Origin of the sequence: Actinosynnema sp. NPDC023794 (genome assembly GCF_040639675.1) — a bacterium.
In the GTDB taxonomy this organism is placed as follows: domain Bacteria; phylum Actinomycetota; class Actinomycetes; order Mycobacteriales; family Pseudonocardiaceae; genus Actinosynnema; species Actinosynnema luteola.
The window spans coordinates 56290-74742 of the sequence record NZ_JBFAFR010000003.1; the positions used below are offsets into that span (position 1 = coordinate 56290).

Here is an 18453-nt window from a genome sequence, read left to right on the forward strand (position 1 = left end):
CTTTTCCTCATATTATTATTGTGCCACTACTTATTATACTTCGGGTATGCCGTTTCTACGTCGAAAAGTTTGGCTTGATCGACACTGCCGGTAAAGCTTTTGTCGAGTTTTCCTTCCACCAATACGCCATCTACACGCGCCTGCCATTTCTCGGGGACGAGTACGCCTTCGCTATCATATACTGGCCGACGGGCCTCGAAAGCCCGCTCGATTACCGATTCAACCTGTGCACGAGTCCAGTCGTCCGGAAAAAATGTACTTCCCTTACACCTCCAGGCTCCCTCGACGTTCGGACCGCAAACGGTAGCGCGGTAAACGCCGTTTTCGTCATGCCGCCCCTCTTTCACGACCTTGAACTCACCGGTGTCCTGACCTCCGTACCGATGGTGGTATCCGGTGATTCGGTCTTCTTTGTGATGACCTTCGAACACATGACCGGTCAGACTGCTCGGTAAGTTCGACGCCTTCGAAATTCTGCTAAGCCCCTTACCGAGGAGCGCGCCAGCAACCATCCCGCCAACCCATTTCGTTGGATCATCCCGCATTGTCTCGTAATCGAGAACGATCTTTCCAGCAGCAACGGGATCCTTAAGGGCAAGGTCAGACATGCCGGCCAAGCCAGTTGCAACATCTGCCCAGTTCGCCGGATTAATAACTTCTAGCGTCCCACCAACTTCTCCACGTGCGCCATCAAGGAAGCCTTGGAACCGTTGCCACAGGGTAGGCTCCGGCGGAGCTATTTCGCTCGCCTCCCTAACCTTCCGGGCCGCTTCCGTTCCGATGTCACTGAGATGCAACCGGGCTCGATGAAGCATGTCTCTTGCGGCAGCTCGTAGTTCGACGCCTGGGTCGGACGGGTTCTTCGAATCTATACCTCCGAGGGCACCTCCCAAGCCAACCAAGTTATCAGCAGGGAGTAGCAGCGGGTTGACCGCTCCTGCCGCCCTCGTCAACTCAACACCTCTTTTCCAGAGGGCTACTGCTTCTGCTGCTCTTCTCTTGGATTCACCGAGCGCCGCTGCATAAGGAACCAGTGCACCCTCCGCCATGTCGAACGCGTCGGCCGCCTCAAGCCAGCGTTTCGGCTGCATGTCGAAACATTGCCGAAATGCCGCCGCAGCAGCACCACGATAGTTGCCCTCATCGAGCTTCTTCAGGGTGCTGCCGACCTGTTCGAATGCCCTACCGTAGACCCTCATCGCACGCGCTACGCGATAAATACTCTCTACATTGCCTGGAATAAGGATGTTCGGGTCTTCCGTTGTACCCAGTTCACTCCTGAACATCGAACGCATGACCTCCACCCGTGTAGATTTTCCTCAAGGCCCTGAGTGCTGCGTCATCAGCTTCTTGGTAGGTCTTCAGTGTTTCAATCAGCCGGTCGTCGATAGCTTCGACATCGACGATCAGATTTTTGGCTCCCCGCTGCCATCGATTACTGAATCCCTCAACAGCAGCGGAAAGCTCCGCATGGCCGAAATTCGCTCCAGCGTCGATGTCGCGAACCGGTTTTTCATCGAACTCTGACACTAGATTTCGCAAGCCGAGGCTAGCCGCGTACAGGGCTTCGACGTCTACCTCGAACCCATCGGAATCAGGCATGGAATTCGCTTCCTACTCAGATGGACGAATCAGGGGCGGTCACTTCGCCTCAAGAGACCACCCAATGCCGTAAGCCAAACCCGCTCGCAGCCCGAAAAATTCAAGTTGAGCCTCTCCCGACTCGTCGAATTGCACGCGGTGATCGTTGGGTCGTCCACTCTCTAGAACAACGGGCGGAACGCCGGACAGTTTCCAGGCACGTTCAGGGCCACCTGCCGGGAACTTGAGATGCATCTTGAAATGCTCGACGTGACGGAGCGGCAAGAGTACGTAGTACGGCCTCATCCACATACGACGGTACGATTTGAACCGAACACTGTAGCTGTGGCGTTCCCCCAGGCTCAGAGGTTTCGGCAAGCGCACCACGAACTGACTGTGCCCTGAAGGATCATGTTCAGCCTCGACAATTCGGCCCCCGAACTTCATGTCAGCGGTAACTCGTTCTTCGTCAGTCAGATGGATTCCCTTGGGCGCGCTGACCATGAGGACGATCTCGTCGAGCTCGTCTGCCGTAGCTACAATCGTTCGAGTTTCGGTCAATTCTGGCGGATCAGCTTCCATATCGAGAACTGACAGAAGGCTCTCGGTGTACCAGCCGTTTGGCCCGGGTTCGCTGGATCGTGGATTCGACTCATTCTCGACGCTGTCGAGTTCGTCGGCCAATCGTTTGAATGCGCTGTCTACCCAACGTCTCGCGGTGCGGAGCGAGTCTCGGTCGATCTGCGCCCTGAACCAGGCCATTCGTTCGTGCAGGAAGCGATGGTGAGCCTCTTCATGCAACGCGAGCGCTGCGAGCGCAGCTGTCTGAAGATGACCGGGGAGACATCCACATGCCTCAGTAAGCCGTAATACGAGCTTCTCTCGCACTACAGCCGGACGATCCCCTTCAGCAACGCCGCAGGCACGCCGAAGGTTGGGCAACTCCACTGCATGAAGATCATCTACTTGCAGTCCGCGCCCCCGTCGAAGCTCGTTGAGCTCCGCGATGATCTCAGTTGCACGCACGCCCTCTCCTCGAGCCGTCGTTCCATCATGAAGCAGAGTGCACACACTGTAGGCCGGTTGGCATACCAGCGGCCGATGTGTCCCTTACTTGGCACTAGTCCGGTCACTGCACCATGTCCCTTGGATGATCAACGCCATACAGGGCCTGAAACATGACGGTTCGTCGCGTATCGTTCCTTGTGTCCGATGCGAAGACAAAGTGGTAGGCCGCGGCGCTAGCGAGAGCGAACAGGAAGATCGATCAACGTGGATGCCAGCAAGAAACGTGCGATGAAGACCACCGGTGAACTGCTTACGGAGTTACTTCAAACGAACCCTCGATACACCCGGCGCTGGCGAGCAGCTGCACGCCGGCTCCGTGGCTCGGGGGTTGCACCAGCCGCCGTGTCCCAGGTGATTGCCCTCTATTTGTGGGACACCGGAGAACATCCTGACACGGACACCGACCTCCCTCGCAGCCTTCGCGACCGCATCCGACGCGCCCTACTCGGCGAGCATCTAACCGGAGAGACGCTTACATGGTTCATTACGGCATTCGAAATGAGTGATCAGGACGCGCAGAGGTTGTGGGCAACGTTCTCCGGCGACACCGTTGGGCCGCTTGACGCCATAATTGATACGGTGCCCGTGCCACGCCCGATGGGCAAGCGCCAGTGGCACCGTACAATGACCTTGTTCGAGAGGTACTTCTTCGGAAGTGACCGATCCTACATTCAGCGCCGCACTATGCAAGTGGTCCAAGCCATTGAAGATGGCGTCGACAGCTACCTATTCAACCATGAGCCGTTCGCTTCTCGCATAGACGTACTCTACGGAGGCCACGTCGGGGAGCACTATGAGTACGGCGGTGGTCTCGTCAGTGACGACATCATGTTCGGCCGGACGCTTCAGGCTGGCCAGCGCATCGCTATCGAATACGAGACCTTCTTTGATCCCGGTGTCCACCAGCCAACTGAGGTACGTCGCCCCGTGAGAGCCCGTGTGGAGAACCTGGACTTTGCGATCCGGTTCGTCGCGGGGTACACACCGCAGCACGTGTGGTTCTGCGCCTGGCCTGACCACTACCTCGGAGACCCCGTCCTGAGCGAACCTCTCTCCCTCGATGCTTCGGGGGCGGCACACCGGTTCGTGGCCTACGCCCAGCAGGCGGTCTTGGGCTTCAGGTGGGAGTGGTAGGTAGACCCACTCAGGCAGGTCTTATGGCGCACCTACGGCGCACGCCATGAGTGCGCCATCTCCTTGATTTGCTCCTTTCCGTCCGGCAATCCATAGCCGATCGGGAAGGAGGAGCGCCATGCAGTCTCACTGGATCACGCTGGCCCTGCTGCTGATCAGCCTCATCTGACGCCCTGACACAGTACACCTGCGCCGGGTACCCCGCCGTCTAAGTCTCTGCGGGGTACCCGGTGCCCCAGGTCAGGGCGACACCGATGACCTCTCTCAGGAACAGGCCATTATGCCACTCATAGGCGGTTGGGCACTATTGGCTTTACTGATATTCACACTCGGAGTGTTGTGCGGAGGATCGTGGACGGCACAGCTCTTGAGCGCTCGTTCGCGACGACAGGCACGCCTCCAGTACGAACTCAATGAGCAGATACGCTCAATGAGATCATCTCCTGGTGCCGCACAATGGCACCGCACCCTCGCGTCACAAGATGCCGACCCTCAGAGCAAGGGCAGCAACTAACAGGAGCTGGGCACTGTAGGCGGCTAGTTACGGCAACCTTCAGTGCCCTGCTTCCGATCACATGCGTTGTCTGACCGTCCTCTTGGCAGTCGTCGCCAGCTTGACTATTTCCTGCGGCGGCGTTCCCTCATCCCACAGCGACCTCGCCGCCAACCAGCAACTCCTGGCCACCTGCGCCCCGGCCAGGCCGCCCGCCGCACTGGTGGAGATCGACGGCACCGGCTCCAGCAACGCGGACACCATCACCGCGGAGCGCATGGCTGCCGTCGAGTCCATCGCCACGCGCACGGCGGTGTGTTCCGGCCCTGCGGGTGTTGGTCTTCTCCACATCGAGCGCCGCGACCACGGGTGTTGTTCGACGGCGACCTCAAGCAGGCCGGTGCCACGGACAACGCCCGCCTGCGTCGGGTGCCCGAGGCGGTGAAGGGCGCCATGGACACCGTGCGTTCGGGCACAGCTCGGCCATGGCCTCGCTCCCACAGGGCGCCGGCGACATCCAGGCCCGGTACCGCCTCGCCGCGGAGTGGAAGCAGCAGCTCGGCGGCAACTACCAGCTCGGCCGCATCGCCAAGGACGCTCCACCTTGCCGCCGCGCGGAAGCGGCGAGTCCGTGGCAAGCGCGTCCACCACCACGTTGCTCAAGGGTCTGCTGTGGTGTCATCGCTGCGGTCACCAGTTGGTCATCATGCGTGGCAAAGGCAACGGTGGCGTGTACTTCTACTTCTTCCGCCGCGGCAGGCAGCAGCACCTGTGCGACTTGCCGTATCTACCGGTCGCGAAGGTGGAGGCGGCCGTGGAACGGCACCTCGTGCACAGTCCGCCTCACCGACGCGTTCCAGGCAGCAGTGCGACGACAACTCGACGAGGCGCTGCTGGGCGAACAAGCAGCGCTCAGCGGACTGAAGAAGCGACTGCTGGGCAGGTTTGCCGAGTTGGACGTCAAGGAAGACCGCTTGCTCGACTTGCTGGGTGACGCCGACTGGCCGAAAGCGGAGATCAAGTCGAAGCTCGCTGAGATCGCCGGCGAGCGCCGCGAGATCGATGAACAACTCGCCGACACATCGAGCAAGCTCGATGTCGGTCGGGAGTTCTCCGGTGCACCGCTCCGACTGCTCGCTGACCCGCAGGGCTTCTACGGCCGCGGGGGCGGCGCGGTGAAGCGTGGCGTGATCAAGGTGGTGTTCGAGAAGCTGCACCTCGACGCCGAACCCGGCGCGCAAGGCGTCGTGGGAGCGACAGCCTGGCACCGGGCATCGCTGGGCTTGTCGAGATTGGGGCACATGCCCATGCCAGGCAGCAGGTCGAACAGCCCGGAAACGCCGAAGGCGGCTCCCTCCCGGTGGAGGAAGCCGCCTTCGAGCGGGCTACCGATGCGGAGCTACTTGCGCTTGTCCTCGCGGACAAGGGTTCAAGTAGGACCGCAATGGTGGAGCTGAGGGGAATCGAACCCCTGACCTACTCGATGCGAACGAGTCGCGCTACCAACTGCGCTACAGCCCCGTGTTCTGTTGTCGTGCGGGAGGAAGCATATCAGTAGTCGGGGGGTGGTTTTGCCACCCCCCTCTACTCGCCCGACGCCCGTCGGTACGGGAGGGCCTCGGGGCCGTCCAGCTCGACGAACAGCGGGTCCTCGTCGTCCAGGTCCACCACGACGGTGCCGGGGCGGGGCTGGTGCTGGAACCTCGGTTGCGGAGACAGGCCCTGCTGGTCACGGGACGTCTCGGCCTCGACGGAGGGCGTGGCGGCGGTGTGCGGCTGGACGTCCGGAGCCTGCCGCGCGGTGGTGCGGCGGCGGGGGTGGGAGTGCCTGGCCAGGCGGCGCGCGCGGATCTCCTCCTCGATCCGCACCTGCCGGCGCAGGTAACCGAGGTAGGAGACCAGCGTCACGTCCACGGCGGCGTGGCCCCACCACACGAGCGGGTAGAGCACGCCCGCGACGACACCCGTGACCAGGGCGAGCAGCAGCAACGTGCCGACGACGCGGCGACGGAAGGCGTACTTGGCCTGCGCCACGATCGCCGCCGTCTCCGGGTCGTAGCCCCCACGACCCGGGCGGAACGGCCGGTGTCCGCCGAAGTCGGCGTCCGGCTCGTCGTAGTCGTCGTACTCGTCGAAGTCCGTGTCTGCCTCGGGCATGGCGTCGTACTCCTCCTCCACGCCGCCGCGCGACGCGTCGGCGCGCTTGCGCGCGACCATCGGCACGAGGACGACCAACCAGGCCACGACCAGTCCCACGACGATCAGCGAGCTCGGCATCCCCGTCACCTCCCCCTACCCCGCGGCGCGCTCGGTGGTGCGCATGCCACGCTAGTCACAACAGTCACACCTGTGTCGGAGGCACGCCGACCGGCGTACGTACCAAAGTGTGGTGTATCACCCACTTTCGGGTGATCCGAATAAGCCGCATGGCCTGCAGATCAGGCAGTTCGGGCGTATCCCTGTGCGACCAATCGGCGTACGAGGCCCTCGGGCGACGCCTCTTCGGCGGTCATCGCGAAGCACAGGTGGTCACGCCAGTCGCCCGCCACGTCGAGGTACCGCAGGAACAGGCCCTCCTCCCGGAAGCCCGCCTTGGCGAGCACCCGGAGGCTGGCCCGGTTCTCCGGCCGGACGGTCGCCTCCAGCCGGTGCAGGCCGCCCTCGCCGAAGCAGTGGTCGACCACGAGCGCCAGCGCCGCCGTGGCCACGCCGCCGCGCGCCCGGTCGGCCGCCACCCAGTAGCCGACCCACGCCGAGCGCAGCGAGCCGCGCACGATGTTGCCCACGGTGATCTGCCCGGCGAGCACGCCGTCCACGGTGATCACGAACGGCAGCGCCTGGCCGCGCCGGGCCAGCGACTTCAGCGACGACCACTGCGGCGGCCACGCCAGCGGCGCGTTGCGCTCGTGCCACCCCTCGGCCGCGGTGGGTTCCCAGTCCTCCAGGTACGCCCGGTCGCGGAGCCTGGCCCGCGACCACGCCGAGGCGTCGAACAGCTTCGGCGGGCGCAGCTCCACCAGGCCCGCGGGAACCCTCAGCGGTCCGAGCCGCGCGGGCCAGCCGGGGTGCCGACCGCCGTCACCCGCGAAACTCATCCATCCCCACTGTGTCTCGTGCCCGTCGGGGCCTCATCCCCGCTGGGCGAGGAAGCTGACCACGACCTCTTCGCCGACCGCCACGTCCGTCACGTCCTCGTCGACCATGACGAGGCAGTTCGCCTCGGCCAACGACGCCAGCAGGTGCGACCCGGAGGTACCCAGCGGCTGCACCAGGTACTCGCCGTTGTCCGCGTCGCGCAGCAGCTGGCCGCGCAGGTAGCCGCGCCGGCCTTTCGTGGACGTCAGCGGCGACAGCAGCCGCGCGCTGACCGCCCGCCGGTACGGGTTGCGCTTGCCCAGCGCGGCCCGGATCAGCGGACGCACCAGCACTTCGAAAACGACCAGGGCGCTCATCGGGTTCGCGGGCAGCAGGAACGTCGGCACCGCGTCCGGTCCGAGCCGGCCGAAGCCCTGCACCGAACCGGGGTGCATGGCCACCCGGGTCACGTCCACGTCGCCGAGGTCGGCCAGCGCGGCGCGCACCTCGTCGCCGATGACGCCCCCGACGCCACCCGCGACGACCACGATCTCCGACAGCAGCAACCTGCCCTCGACGACCTCGCGCAGCCGACGCGGGTCGGACGACTGGATGCCGACCCGGCTGACCTCGGCGCCCGCGTCCCGCGCGGCGGCGGCCAGCGCGTAGGAGTTGACGTCGTAGACCTGGCCCTGGCCGGGGGTGCGGTCGACGTCGACCAGCTCCTCGCCGATCGAGATCACCGACACCCGCGGCCGGGGGTGGACCAGCACCTTGTTGCGGCCGACCGCGGCGAGCAGGCCGACCTGGGCGGCGCCGATGGACGCGCCGCGGCGCACCGCGACGTCACCGGTCTGCACGTCCTCGCCGGTGCGCCGCACGAACGCCGCGGACGGCACCGAGCGGTGCACGGTGACCTTCGCCGCGTGCCCGTCGGTGTAGCCGACGGGCACCACGGCGTCGGCCAGGGTCGGCAGCGGCGCGCCGGTCGCGACCCGGACCGCCTGGCCGGGTTGCAGCCGTCTGGGCTGGCGGGACCCGGCGGGGATCTCGCCGACCACCGGGAGCGTGACCGGTTCGTCGTTGGCGGCCTGCACGTCGACGCTGCGCACGGCGTAGCCGTCGACCGCCGACTGGTCGAAACCGGGCAACGCGCGCTCGGCGACGACCTCCTCGGCGCAGAGCAGTCCCTGCGACTCGGAGATCGCCACCCGCACGGGGGCGGGCCGCACGGCGGCGGCGACCACCCTGGCGAGCTGCTCGTCCACTGACCTCATAAGTTGACCTCGTTTTAGGAGTTGGCGAGGCGTGCCCGCAACCACTCCCCCAGCTCGGGCCCGTAGTCGGGGTGCTCCAGTGCGAAGTCAACCGCAGCTTTGAGGAATCCCCCCGGATTGCCCAGGTCGTGTCGCCCACCGCGGTGGACCACGACGTGCACCGGGTGGCCCTCGTTGATCAGCAGCGCGATGGCGTCGGTGAGCTGGAGCTCGCCTCCCGCGCCGGGCGTGATGCGCTTGAGGGCGTCGAAGATCGCCCGGTCGAGCAGGTAGCGGCCGGCTGCCGCGAACGTGGACGGCGCGTCTTCGGCCTTGGGCTTCTCGACCATGCCGACGACCTGCTTGACGTCGTCGTCACCGGTGTCCCTGACGTCGAAGACGCCGTAGGCGGAGATCTGCTCCTTGGGGATGTCGAACGCGCACAGCACGCTGCCGCCGAGCTTCTCGCGGACGGCGGCCATCTTCGTCAGCGCGCCCGTGGGCAGCACGAGGTCGTCCGGCAGCAGGACGGCGACGGCCTCGTCCGCGCCGGTCAGGTTGCCCTCGGCGCAGGCGACCGCGTGGCCGAGGCCGAGGGCCTTGTCCTGGATCGCGGTCTCCACGGCGAGCAGGTTCGACGCGCGGCGGACCTTGGCGAGCAGCTCGGTCTTGCCGCGTTCCTCGAGCGTCGCCTCCAGCTCCGGTTGCGGGCGGAAGTACTCCGCGACGGCGTCCTTGCCGGGCGAGGTCACGATGACGAGCTTCGTCGCGCCGGCTTCGGCTGCCTCGGTGGCGACGAGTTCGATGCCGGGGGTGTCGACGACCGGCAGCAACTCCTTGGGCACCGCTTTGGTGGTGGGGAGGAAGCGCGTGCCCAGGCCTGCCGCCGGCACGATTGCTGTCTGGAAGGCGCTCATGAGCTGCGAGCGTAACGGCGCGCTTAGGGTGACCTGCCATGACGTCCGGTGAACGTGATCGGAAGGCGACTCTGCGCACACGGCTGCGGGCCGGGCGGCGCGGCGCCGTGATGCCCCCGATGGTGGACGAGGTGCTGTCCGCCGTCGCGGCGTTCGGTGTTTCCGCTGGTGAGACTGTGTGCGCTTATGTCGCTTCGGCGGCGGAGCCGGGGTCGTTGGCGATGGTGGAGGCGTTGCGGTCGCACGGGTTGCGGGTGTTGCTGCCGGTGGTGGTCGGGGACGGGTTGGACTGGGCCCGTTTCGACGGGCGGTTGCGCGTGGGGGCGTTCGGGCTGCGGGAGCCGGTGGGGGCGTTGCTGGGCGCGGAGGCGGTGGGGTCGGCGGCGTTGGTGCTGGTGCCGGCGTTGGCGGTGGATCACTCCGGGGTGCGGTTGGGCAAGGGTGGCGGCTTCTACGACCGGGCGTTGGGGTTGGCCACGGGGCCGGTGGTGGCGGTGGTGCGGGACGAGGAGTTCGTGCCGTCGTTGCCGGCGGAACCGCACGACGTGCGGGTGGACGCCGTGCTCACGCCGGGGCGGGGTGTGGTCCGGCTGCCGTCGCGGTGACTCGGCCTGTGACGTTGACCTGTGATGTTTGCGCCACATATGCCGGGTGGCGCATCATCGGTGTTGGCACTCGTCACGGAGGAGTGCCAACCCGGACTCGTGGAGGGCTCACCGTGCCGACCTACCAGTACGCCTGCACCGAGTGCGACCACCGGTTCGACGCGGTCCAGTCCTTCTCGGACTCCGCGTTGACCGAGTGCCCTCAGTGCTCCGGCAGGCTGCGCAAGCTCTACGGCGCGGTCGGCGTCGTGTTCAAGGGCAGCGGTTTCTACCGGACCGACAGCCGTTCGTCGTCTTCCGCGGCTCCCGCGGCCTCGTCCGCTCCGGCTGCCGCCAAGTCCGAGTCTTCGTCGTCGTCTTCGTCTTCCGCTTCCTCGACGACCTCCGCTTCGGCCGCCGCCGCGTCCTGAGCGGAAGTTGTCCACAGGCCCCCGAGTTGTCCACAGCTCGGGGGTCGACGCTGTCCTGAGCCCCGTTCCGTCCCTAGCGTCGGAACCGTGCTCCTCCACCTCAGAAGGATCCTGGCGGGCCTGTTGGCCCTGGTAGCCGTGGGTGTGGCCGTCTTGCCGGCCGGCTCGACGGTCGACGTCCTGGTGACGGCGCGCGATCTCGCCCCCGGCGTGCCGCTCGGCGCCGACGACGTGCGTGTGGTCGCCGTCCCACCGTCCTTGGCGCCGGTCGGTGCGATCTCGCCGGGCGACGCGTCAGGCCGCAGCCTGGTGAGCGCGGCCCGTTCCGGCGAACCGCTGACCGATGCCCGCCTGACGACGGCCGACCCGGGCGTGTCGTCGGTAGCCGTGCGCCTGGGCGACGCCGGGGTGGTCGGGCTGCTCCGGCCGGGTAGCCGGGTGGACGTCGTCGGCGCCGAGTCGGACGTGCTGGCCGCCGACGCCTCGGTGGTCGCGGTGCGCGAGGGCGAGGTTGTCGTGATCTCCGCGGACCGTGCCACAGCCCACCGCCTGGCCGCCGCGACCCTGGCCGGCCCAGTCGCCGTGATCTTGCGCTGAACCCGCCAACACCTCAACCCACCAACCGGGCACCCACGCGCACCGCCTGAACTGGGAGTGCGCCTGCCCGCGCCCACCTGCGCCCCGACACAACCACCGGTCTCGCCACGCCGCCCGGTCTCGTCGGTTCTGCCGTGGTGGTGGCCGGCAGGTCAGGTGGGGTGGCCTGCGGGTCAGGTGGGGTGGGGCGGGTTCGAGCGGCGGAGGGGTGGGGGCGGGGGGTGAGCTGGGTGGATGAAGTTCTCATCGGGTGACCGATGAGTTTTCGGCGCGCCTGTCGTTCCACCCGGTGCAGGGCATTGCAGGGTGGGCTTCGGCCCCTTACCGAGGAGAGAGCACCGTGGACTGGAAGCTGGAAGTCGTCATCGTCCCCGTGTCCGACGTCGATCGCGCCAAGACCTTCTACGCCGACACGTTGGGCTTCACGCTCGACACCGACCACCGCTCCGGCGACGCCTTCCGCGTCGTCCAGGTCACCCCGCCCGGCTCGGCGTGCTCCCTCGTCTTCGGCAAGGGCCTCGGCGACAGCGGCACGCCCGGCTCGCTCAAGGGCTGCCAGCTGGTCGTCTCCGACATCCAGGAGGCGCACGCGCACCTCGAAGCGAAGGGCGTGGCGAACTCCGGACCGCAGCACTTCGAGAACGGCGCGATGACGCCCGGACCGGACCCGGCCGGCGCGGACTACAACTCCTTCATCTTCTTCGACGACCCCGACGGCAACACCTGGGCCGTCCAGCAGGTCGGGAAGTCCCTCCGCTGATGTTCGAGCAGGCCACCCGGCAGCACCGCCGCGAACTGCACGTCCACTGCTACCGGATGCTCGCCTCCTACGAAGAAGCCGAGGACGCCGTGCAGGAGGTGTTCCTGCGCGCCTGGCGGGCGTGGGACACCTTCGACGGCGGCAACGTCCGCGCCTGGCTCTACAAGATCGCCACCAACACGTGCGTCGACCTGATCCGGGCCGAGGCGCGCACGCCCAGGACCCAGCCGGAGATCAGCTGGCTCACGCCCTACCCGGACCGCCTGCTCGACCAGGTCGCCCCGACCGATGACGAGCCGGACGTGGTCGCGGTCGCACGGGAGACCGTCGAGCTCGCCTTCCTGGCCGCCCTCCAGCTCCTCCCCGCACGCCAGCGGGCTGCGTTGCTCGCGAGGGAGGTGTTGGGCATGACGGCGCAGGAGACGGCCGGGCTGCTCGACATCAGCGTGGCCGCCGCCAACAGCGCGCTCCAGCGCGCCCGCGCCACGATGCGGCAGCACCTGCCCTCCCACCGCAACGACTGGACGGCCCGGGAGCCGAACCCGCGGGAGCGCGAGCTGCTGAGCCGGTTCATCGACGCCCACCAGCGGTGTGACGCGGCGGCGGCCGTGGCGATCGCCGCCGAGGACCTGCGGGTCACGATGCCGCCCGCGCCGCTGTGCTTCGACGGCCTCGACCAGGTCGCGACGCTGGTGCAACGCGCGCTCGGCCCCGACCGGGAGGGCGACTGGCTGCTCGTGCCGACCTGGGCCAACCGGATGCCGACCGCCGCGAGCTACCTGCGCCGACACGGCGACACGGTGTTCCGGGCGTGCAAGGTGGACGTCCTGCGCGTCGAGGACGACCTCATCGCCGAGATCACCACGTTCGGGCCCTCGACGTTCGAGCGGCTCGGCCTCCCCGCGACACACGTACCCGGAGCGTCACCGCTGAGGCCCTGACCCGTTACCCTCCGCTGACCTCACCCATACCCCCGAACGGAGGAGCCAACCGTGATCAAGGGCTTCAAGGACTTCCTCATGCGCGGCAACGTGATCGACCTCGCCGTGGCGGTGGTCATCGGCGCCGCGTTCACCTCGATCGTCACCGCGTTCACCACGAACCTGATCAACCCGATCATCGCGTTGTTCGGCGGCAACAACGTCAACGGCCTGGCAGTGCAGCTGGGCACGAGCGACAAGACGATCATCGACTTCGGCGCGATCATCACCGCGATGATCAACTTCCTGATCGTGGCCGCGATCGTCTACTTCATCTTCGTGCTGCCGATGAACAAGTTGAAGGAGCGGCGCAAGCGCGGCCAGGAGCCCGGCCCCTCGGAGCCGACCGACGTTGAGCTGCTCAAGGAGATCCGCGACCTCCTCGCCTCGCAGCGCCAGCGCCAGGACTGACGGACGCGGATGAACAAGTGGGCGTCGCGAACGGACGGCCCGAACAGACGTCCTGAACGGACAGCGCCATCGGACGGTCCCAACGGGCGGCGCGCCAGGACCGACTGGTGACAGGACCCGACGCGGCCGTGCCACGGCACCGGCGCCGGGACCGGGACCGGCAGCCAAGGGGCACGCGGCCGGCGGTGGAAGCGGCCGGCGGTGGAAGAGCGAGTGGAAGAGCGGTACGGGACCTGACCGGGCGTGGCCGGCATCGCCCGGTCAGCCGCGGTCCCGCGAAGGCCGTCCTACCCGCCGTGGTGCGGCGGCCGGTTCTCCTCGTACCACCGGTCGTCACGCCCGGTCGGGCGCGGTTCGTCCGACGAGCCCTCCGGCAGCACGTCGCCGAACACCTCGGCCAGCCGACGACGCCGCGCCGCCTCCGCCGCGGCCGAAGCGGTGGCGGCAGCGGCGTCGGCGTCGTCAGCCGGCTCGGTCATGCCTCGTCCAACCCCGAGAGCTGCTCGATCACGTACGGCACCAGTGCCGACAACGTCGCCATGCCGTCGCGCACCGCCGACCGCGACCCGGCCAGGTTCACCACGAGGGTGCTGCCGGACACGCCGACCAGCCCCCGCGAGATGCCCGCGTCGACGGCTCCCGCCGCCAGCCCCGAAGCCCGGAGCGCCTCGGCGATGCCGCTGATCGGCCGGTCGAGCACGCCCTGTGTGGCGTCCGGCGTCACGTCGCGCGGCGACACACCTGTGCCGCCGACGGTGACGACGAGGTCGACACCGCCGATCACCGCGGTGTTCAGTGCGGCGCGGATGCCCACGACCTCACCCTCCACCGCGACCGTGCCGTCGACGATGAACCCTGCTTCCTCCAGCAACTCGGTGACCAGCGGTCCTGTGCTGTCGTCGTGCTCACCGTGCGCCACCCGGTCGTCCACGATCACGACAAGGGCGCGTCCCAGTCGCTGCGCGCTGCGTTCCATGAGCGCCACCGTAGCCAATCGGAGGATCTGACGGTTCCGTGACGTCACGCTGTCGCACCGCCCGCTCCCGCCGAAGGACCCCTAACTTCGGTGACGTGCGCGTTCTCCTCACCGGCGGGGCCGGGTTCATCGGCTCGCACGTCGCCGACCACCTGACCGCCCAGGACCACGACGTCGTCGTGCTCGACGCCTACCTGCCCCAGGCCCACCGGGACCGTCCACCGGCGGCCGAGGACGTCACCGATCTCGACACGGTGAAAAAGCTCCTCGACGGAGTGAACGCGGTCTGCCACCAAGCCGCCGTCGTCGGCCACGGCCTCGACCCGTCCGACGCGCCGCTCTACGCGCGCAACAACGACCTCGGCACCGCCGTGCTGCTCGCCGCGATGCACGAGCGGGGCGTGAAGCACCTGGTCCTGGCGTCGTCGATGGTCGTCTACGGCGAGGGCCGGTACGAGTGCGCCGAGCACGGCGTCGTCCGGGCCGCGCCACGCCGCCAGGCCGAGCTCGACCAGGGCCGCTACGAACCGCCGTGCCCGCACTGCGGCAGCCCCCTGGAGCCGCGCCTGGTCCCCGAGGACGCCCCGCTGGACCCCCGCAGCACCTACGCCGCGAGCAAGCTCGCCCAGGAGCACTACGCGGCGGCGTGGGCACGGCAGACGGGCGGCGCGGTGTGGGCGCTGCGCTACCACAACGTGTACGGCCCGATGATGCCCAAGGACACCCCGTACGCGGGCGTGGCGAGCCTGTTCCGCAGCGCGCTCGAACGCGGCGAGGCGCCCACCGTCCTCGAAGACGGCCGCCAGCGCCGCGACTTCGTGCACGTCACGGACGTGGCACGGGCCAACGTCCTGGCCCTGCGCCGACCGGGCGAGCCCGGCACGTTCACCCCGCTCAACATCTGCTCCGGCGAGCCGCGCACCGTCGGCGACCTCGCCACCCACCTGGCCGAGGCGTGCGGCGGCCCTAGGCCGCGCGTCGTCGGCGGCGCGCGCCCGGCGGACGTCCGGCACGTCGTCGCCGACCCCGCCCGAGCCCTCGACCTCCTCGGCTTCCGCGCGGCGACGACCTTCGCGGCCGGGGTCAGGCAGTTCGCAGCGGACCGCCTCCGCTGAGCGGCAACCGCACCTCGAACCGGCAGCCGCGACCGTGGTTGCGGGCGTCGATCGTGCCCTGGTGCGCCTCCACCAGGCCGCGCGCGATCGCCAGCCCCAACCCGCCGCCGACGGGCTGCCGGTGCGGCGCGCCGCGGAACGCCACGTCGAACACCCTGGGCAGGTCCGCCTCCGGGATGCCGCCGCAGCCGTCGTCCACGCGCAGCAGCGCCGACGGGCCGTCCACGTCCACCTGAACGGCCACCGTGCCGTCCGGCGGGGTGTGGCGGATCGCGTTGGACAGCAGGTTGCGCACCACCCGGGCCAGCTCGGGGTCGCTGCCCAGCACCACCGGCCACGTCGCCGCGTCCGCGCGCAGCCGCACGCCCTTGCGCGAGGCCACCGGGCTCTCCGCCGCCACCACCTCGCTGACCACGTCGGCCAGGGGCACCTCGGACAACGTCAGCCGCAGCGCGCCCGCCGTGATGCGGGACAGCTCGAACAGGTCGTCCACCATCCCGGACAACGCCTCCGCCTCGGTCGAGATCCGCCCGGCGTACTCGGCGACCTCGCCGCGCCGCGACACCACGCCGTCGGCCAGCGCCTCGGCCATCGCCCGGATCCCGGCCAACGGCGTGCGCAGGTCGTGGCTGATCCACGCCACCAGCTCACGCCGGGACGCCTCGGCCGCGCGTTCCCGCTCCCGCGCCTCGCTCTCCCACACGCTGCGCCGCGCCAGCGCCCGACCCAGCAGCACGGCCGTCGGCACCGTCACCAACGCCACCAGCAGGCACACCAGCACGGTCGTGGTGAGGATCGGGGTGAACATGAACCCGCTCACCGCCAGCACGCCGCCGATGGTCGCCACCACCGGCACGATCGCCAGCACGGTCAGCGCCGTGGCCAGCGACCCGTTCCGCAACCGCCGCAGCAGCACCGCGCCGAGCAGCGCCAACGGCAGCGAGAACAGCACCGCGTACGGGAGGATGTGGTAGATCTCGACCAGCATCACGCACCGCCGTCGTACCGGTAGCCCACGCCCCACACGGTGGCGATCCGCACCGGCCGGGCCGAGTCGACCTCCACCTTCTCCCGCAACCGTCGCACGTGGACGGTCACGGTGGACTGGTCGCCGAACTCCCAGCCCCACACCCGCGACAGCAGCTCGCCGCGGCTGAACGCGGCGCCCCGGTTGGTCAGGAAGAACACCAGCAGGTCGAACTCGCGCGTGGTCAGCGACAGCTCACGCCCGTCGAGCGACACCGACCGCGCGCCCACGTCCACCCGCAGCCCGCCGTCGGTCAGCACCGACGCCGACCGCGACGCCGCCACCCGCGACCGGCGCAGCACCGACGTCACCCGCAACGCCAGCTCACGCGGGCTGAACGGCTTGGTCACGTAGTCGTCCGCGCCGAGCTGGAGCCCGGCGATCCGGTCCTCCTCCTCGCCCAACGCGGTCAGCATCACCACCGGCACGGCGCTGCGCACCCGCAGCCGGCGGCACACCTCGAGCCCGTCGACGCCCGGCAGCATCAGGTCGAGCACCACCAGGTCCGGCTCGCGTTCGGCGAACCGGCGCAGCGCGCTCTCACCGTCACCGACCAGCTCGACCTCGTGGCCGGCCAGCTCCAGGTACCGGCGCACCACGTCGCGCACGGTCACGTCGTCGTCCACGACGAGCACCCGCCCGGTCGTCTCACCCATGTCCGCGCCTCACCAGTTGGTCAGCAGGAGGTGGTTGACCGCGAGCGCGGTCACCGCTTGCGCCGCCAGCCACAGCCGCCGCCGGTCCGGCACGAGCACGACCAGCCACACCGTGAACGGCAGCCAGATCCGTTCCACCTCGGCCTTGCTCAAGCCCGACGCGGTGGCGACCAGGATGGCTGCCGCCGCCGCCACGGCCAGTGTGACCGCACCCCTGGCCATTGTGGCCGTGCCGCGCCACCGGGCGGCGAACGGCGCGAAACCGCAGGCGACCACGGCGGCGGCCAGGTCCGCCCAGACCCAGTACGCGTAGGAGCGGGGCGTCGCGATGCCCTGGTAGTACCGCTCGACGACCAGGTGGTAGCCGTCCAGCCACCAGAACCCGAGCGCCGCGAACACCGCCACCACCGCCGACGCGCCCAGCACGGCCACGCCGACCCGCCGCCAGTCCCGCCCGCGAGGGTCGAGGAGCAGCACCGCCGGCGCGAGCACGCCCATCAGCACCAGCCCGTACGACAGGAACACGCCGAAGCCCAGCACCACACCGCCGGCCAACGCACGTCGGGTGGCCAGCAACGCGATGCCGCACGCCGTGACGCCCGCGAACAGCCCGTCCGCCGACACGCCGACCCACACCGCGCCGGGGAACAGCGCCACGAACGGCAGCACGGCCCGCGCGTGCTCCTCGGAGACGAACGCGCGCACCGTCACCGGCACCGCGACCGCCGTCAGCGCGCCGACCAGCACCACGAACGCCGAGGCCCACGCGCCGCCGGACAGGCCCACCCGGTCGAGCCCGATGAACACCAGGAACGCGCCCGGCGGGTGCCCGGAGACGTGCGTGGTCCACGAGTCGGGCTGGAAGTCCAGGATGCGGGAGGAGAACTCGCGCAGCATCGCGCCCACGTCCGTCACGCCCGGGACTTCGTGCAGGTACTCGTGCTCCGTGGTCAGCCGGCCGGCGAAGCCGCGTTCCCAGCCGTCCACCAGGGCCAGCGAGAACGTCCACGCCACTGCGGTCGCGTAACCCGCGCCGAGCGCGCGGCGCCACGACAGCCGACCGGCCAGCGCCGGACCCCACACGACGACCGACAACGCCACCAGCACGGCCAGTGGCGTGCCGATGCCGACGTGCGGGAGCCAGTGGGCGAACAGCGGCGGGGCGGGCGCGTGAACGCGGTCGTCAGGCAGGAGCGCGCCGACCACGACGGCCGAGGCGACCAGGGCCGCGGCGGCCAGGACACGGAGCACACGCCCACCGTAAGGCCGGCGGAGGCCCGGCGGCGGGATCCGTCAGCGGTCCGTAAGAACTGGCGCGCACGTCATGATTCGGTAAGCGCCACAACGGTTTCCGGTCGTCCGCGACGGCCCATGCTGTGGTGCGTGGACGAA

General features: G+C 68.6%; 22 protein-coding genes, 1 tRNA gene and 1 pseudogene. 10 read left to right on the forward strand and 14 right to left on the reverse strand.

Annotated elements, in window-relative coordinates; translation table 11 throughout:
- Nucleotides 1-26 precede the first annotated feature (26 nt).
- Genes AB0H12_RS08725 through AB0H12_RS08735 form a run of 3 tightly spaced genes read right to left on the reverse strand, consistent with a single transcriptional unit; the run spans nt 27 to nt 2607 of the window.
- The gene (locus AB0H12_RS08725; RefSeq protein ID WP_499621885.1) at nt 27-1295 is read right to left on the reverse strand and encodes an EndoU domain-containing protein; all 1269 of its coding nucleotides are present in this window, start codon (nt 1293-1295) and stop codon (nt 27-29) included.
- Nucleotides 1273-1602, reverse strand: a complete 330-nt coding sequence (locus AB0H12_RS08730; protein WP_499621886.1) for a hypothetical protein — start codon at nt 1600-1602, stop codon at nt 1273-1275. The genes AB0H12_RS08725 and AB0H12_RS08730 overlap by 23 nt, the downstream gene beginning before the upstream one ends.
- Before the next feature lie 39 nt (nt 1603-1641).
- Nucleotides 1642-2607, reverse strand: coding sequence for a hypothetical protein (locus AB0H12_RS08735; RefSeq protein ID WP_499621887.1), 966 nt, complete (start codon nt 2605-2607; stop codon nt 1642-1644).
- Nucleotides 2608-2853: 246 nt separating this feature from the next.
- On the opposite strand from AB0H12_RS08735, the gene AB0H12_RS08740 reads away from it, so the two are divergent.
- Nucleotides 2854-3783 (forward strand): hypothetical protein, encoded by a 930-nt coding sequence (locus AB0H12_RS08740; RefSeq protein WP_499621889.1) that lies wholly within the window; start codon nt 2854-2856, stop codon nt 3781-3783.
- 571 nt (nt 3784-4354) lie between these two features.
- Here the strand turns inward: AB0H12_RS08740 and AB0H12_RS08745 are convergent.
- Complete coding sequence (locus AB0H12_RS08745) at nt 4355-4579, reverse strand: hypothetical protein (RefSeq protein WP_499621892.1); 225 nt, start codon at nt 4577-4579, stop codon at nt 4355-4357.
- A 328-nt stretch (nt 4580-4907) separates the two neighbouring features.
- Between AB0H12_RS08745 and AB0H12_RS08750 the strand changes: the two are divergent.
- Both AB0H12_RS08750 and AB0H12_RS08755 read left to right on the forward strand, forming a co-directional pair.
- Nucleotides 4908-5093, forward strand: a pseudogene (locus tag AB0H12_RS08750) (recombinase zinc ribbon domain-containing protein); the annotation flags it as partial.
- Between the two features lie 49 nt (nt 5094-5142).
- Nucleotides 5143-5733: a hypothetical protein gene (locus tag AB0H12_RS08755; protein ID WP_499622541.1), complete on the forward strand. Its 591-nt coding sequence runs from the start codon at nt 5143-5145 to the stop codon at nt 5731-5733.
- Here AB0H12_RS08755 and AB0H12_RS08760 read toward each other — a convergent pair.
- The 5 genes from AB0H12_RS08760 to AB0H12_RS08780 all read right to left on the reverse strand — a co-directional run bounded on the left by AB0H12_RS08760 (nt 5722) and on the right by AB0H12_RS08780 (nt 9524).
- Nucleotides 5722-5797: transfer RNA gene (locus AB0H12_RS08760), tRNA-Ala, on the reverse strand. The two genes, AB0H12_RS08755 and AB0H12_RS08760, sit on opposite strands and share 12 nt — an antisense overlap.
- A 63-nt stretch (nt 5798-5860) precedes the next feature.
- Nucleotides 5861-6553 (reverse strand): divisome protein SepX/GlpR, encoded by a 693-nt coding sequence (gene sepX, locus AB0H12_RS08765; protein ID WP_499621894.1) that lies wholly within the window; start codon nt 6551-6553, stop codon nt 5861-5863.
- A 161-nt stretch (nt 6554-6714) separates the two neighbouring features.
- Nucleotides 6715-7371 (reverse strand): GNAT family N-acetyltransferase, encoded by a 657-nt coding sequence (locus tag AB0H12_RS08770; RefSeq protein WP_498781317.1) that lies wholly within the window; start codon nt 7369-7371, stop codon nt 6715-6717.
- A 33-nt stretch (nt 7372-7404) separates the two neighbouring features.
- A complete protein-coding gene (gene glp, locus AB0H12_RS08775; protein WP_499621895.1) occupies nt 7405-8628 on the reverse strand; it encodes a molybdotransferase-like divisome protein Glp in 1224 nt (407 codons plus the stop codon).
- 14 nt (nt 8629-8642) lie between these two features.
- Nucleotides 8643-9524, reverse strand: coding sequence for a UTP--glucose-1-phosphate uridylyltransferase (locus AB0H12_RS08780; protein WP_499621896.1), 882 nt, complete (start codon nt 9522-9524; stop codon nt 8643-8645).
- A gap of 38 nt (nt 9525-9562) precedes the next feature.
- Here AB0H12_RS08780 and AB0H12_RS08785 point away from each other — a divergent pair, with 38 nt between their 5' ends.
- The 6 genes from AB0H12_RS08785 to mscL all read left to right on the forward strand — a co-directional run bounded on the left by AB0H12_RS08785 (nt 9563) and on the right by mscL (nt 13287).
- Complete coding sequence (locus AB0H12_RS08785) at nt 9563-10129, forward strand: 5-formyltetrahydrofolate cyclo-ligase (protein ID WP_499621897.1); 567 nt, start codon at nt 9563-9565, stop codon at nt 10127-10129.
- A 113-nt stretch (nt 10130-10242) separates the two neighbouring features.
- Entirely contained in the window at nt 10243-10539 is a 297-nt protein-coding gene (locus AB0H12_RS08790) for an FmdB family zinc ribbon protein (protein ID WP_499621899.1), read from the forward strand.
- Between the two features lie 87 nt (nt 10540-10626).
- The gene (locus tag AB0H12_RS08795; protein ID WP_499621900.1) at nt 10627-11136 is read left to right on the forward strand and encodes an SAF domain-containing protein; all 510 of its coding nucleotides are present in this window, start codon (nt 10627-10629) and stop codon (nt 11134-11136) included.
- A gap of 340 nt (nt 11137-11476) precedes the next feature.
- On the forward strand, nt 11477-11896 hold the full coding sequence (locus tag AB0H12_RS08800; RefSeq protein ID WP_499621902.1) for a glyoxalase superfamily protein: 420 nt from the start codon (nt 11477-11479) through the stop codon (nt 11894-11896).
- Complete coding sequence (locus tag AB0H12_RS08805; RefSeq protein WP_499621903.1) at nt 11896-12837, forward strand: RNA polymerase subunit sigma-70; 942 nt, start codon at nt 11896-11898, stop codon at nt 12835-12837. The genes AB0H12_RS08800 and AB0H12_RS08805 overlap by 1 nt, the downstream gene beginning before the upstream one ends.
- 51 nt (nt 12838-12888) lie before the next feature.
- Complete coding sequence (gene mscL, locus AB0H12_RS08810; RefSeq protein WP_499621904.1) at nt 12889-13287, forward strand: large-conductance mechanosensitive channel protein MscL; 399 nt, start codon at nt 12889-12891, stop codon at nt 13285-13287.
- A 287-nt stretch (nt 13288-13574) separates the two neighbouring features.
- Here mscL and AB0H12_RS08815 read toward each other — a convergent pair whose 3' ends face one another.
- Both AB0H12_RS08815 and AB0H12_RS08820 read right to left on the reverse strand, forming a co-directional pair.
- On the reverse strand, nt 13575-13766 hold the full coding sequence (locus tag AB0H12_RS08815; RefSeq protein ID WP_499621905.1) for a hypothetical protein: 192 nt from the start codon (nt 13764-13766) through the stop codon (nt 13575-13577).
- Nucleotides 13763-14263 carry a MogA/MoaB family molybdenum cofactor biosynthesis protein gene (locus AB0H12_RS08820; RefSeq protein WP_123748144.1) on the reverse strand — a complete coding sequence of 167 codons (501 nt, stop codon included), beginning with the start codon at nt 14261-14263 and terminating at the stop codon, nt 13763-13765. The genes AB0H12_RS08815 and AB0H12_RS08820 overlap by 4 nt, the downstream gene beginning before the upstream one ends.
- A gap of 95 nt (nt 14264-14358) precedes the next feature.
- On the opposite strand from AB0H12_RS08820, the gene AB0H12_RS08825 reads away from it, so the two are divergent.
- Nucleotides 14359-15378 carry an NAD-dependent epimerase/dehydratase family protein gene (locus AB0H12_RS08825; RefSeq protein WP_499621906.1) on the forward strand — a complete coding sequence of 340 codons (1020 nt, stop codon included), beginning with the start codon at nt 14359-14361 and terminating at the stop codon, nt 15376-15378.
- On the opposite strand, the gene AB0H12_RS08830 is transcribed toward AB0H12_RS08825, so the two are convergent.
- The 3 genes from AB0H12_RS08830 to AB0H12_RS08840 are packed head-to-tail and all read right to left on the reverse strand — an operon-like array spanning nt 15347 to nt 18312.
- Entirely contained in the window at nt 15347-16366 is a 1020-nt protein-coding gene (locus tag AB0H12_RS08830) for a sensor histidine kinase (protein WP_499621907.1), read from the reverse strand. The two genes, AB0H12_RS08825 and AB0H12_RS08830, sit on opposite strands and share 32 nt — an antisense overlap.
- Nucleotides 16366-17061, reverse strand: a complete 696-nt coding sequence (locus tag AB0H12_RS08835; RefSeq protein WP_499621909.1) for a response regulator transcription factor — start codon at nt 17059-17061, stop codon at nt 16366-16368. Before AB0H12_RS08835 ends, AB0H12_RS08830 begins: the two co-directional genes overlap by 1 nt.
- 9 nt (nt 17062-17070) lie before the next feature.
- A complete protein-coding gene (locus AB0H12_RS08840) occupies nt 17071-18312 on the reverse strand; it encodes a hypothetical protein (RefSeq protein ID WP_499621910.1) in 1242 nt (413 codons plus the stop codon).
- Nucleotides 18313-18453: the final 141 nt, after the last annotated feature.

Excerpts from the sequence above, each read along its gene's own strand:
- AB0H12_RS08725 (WP_499621885.1), bottom strand. The coding sequence starts at position 1,295 with ATGCGTTCGATGTTCAGGAGTGAACTGGGTACAACGGAAGACCCGAAC.
- AB0H12_RS08730 (WP_499621886.1), bottom strand. The coding sequence starts at position 1,602 with ATGCCTGATTCCGATGGGTTCGAGGTAGACGTCGAAGCCCTGTACGCG.
- AB0H12_RS08835 (WP_499621909.1), bottom strand. The coding sequence starts at position 17,061 with ATGGGTGAGACGACCGGGCGGGTGCTCGTCGTGGACGACGACGTGACC.
- AB0H12_RS08830 (WP_499621907.1), bottom strand. The coding sequence starts at position 16,366 with ATGCTGGTCGAGATCTACCACATCCTCCCGTACGCGGTGCTGTTCTCG.
- AB0H12_RS08805 (WP_499621903.1), top strand. The coding sequence starts at position 11,896 with ATGTTCGAGCAGGCCACCCGGCAGCACCGCCGCGAACTGCACGTCCAC.
- glp (WP_499621895.1), bottom strand. The coding sequence starts at position 8,628 with ATGAGGTCAGTGGACGAGCAGCTCGCCAGGGTGGTCGCCGCCGCCGTG.
- sepX (WP_499621894.1), bottom strand. The coding sequence starts at position 6,553 with ATGCCGAGCTCGCTGATCGTCGTGGGACTGGTCGTGGCCTGGTTGGTC.
- AB0H12_RS08785 (WP_499621897.1), top strand. The coding sequence starts at position 9,563 with ATGACGTCCGGTGAACGTGATCGGAAGGCGACTCTGCGCACACGGCTG.
- AB0H12_RS08780 (WP_499621896.1), bottom strand. The coding sequence starts at position 9,524 with ATGAGCGCCTTCCAGACAGCAATCGTGCCGGCGGCAGGCCTGGGCACG.
- AB0H12_RS08770 (WP_498781317.1), bottom strand. The coding sequence starts at position 7,371 with ATGAGTTTCGCGGGTGACGGCGGTCGGCACCCCGGCTGGCCCGCGCGG.
- AB0H12_RS08820 (WP_123748144.1), bottom strand. The coding sequence starts at position 14,263 with ATGGAACGCAGCGCGCAGCGACTGGGACGCGCCCTTGTCGTGATCGTG.
- AB0H12_RS08815 (WP_499621905.1), bottom strand. The coding sequence starts at position 13,766 with ATGACCGAGCCGGCTGACGACGCCGACGCCGCTGCCGCCACCGCTTCG.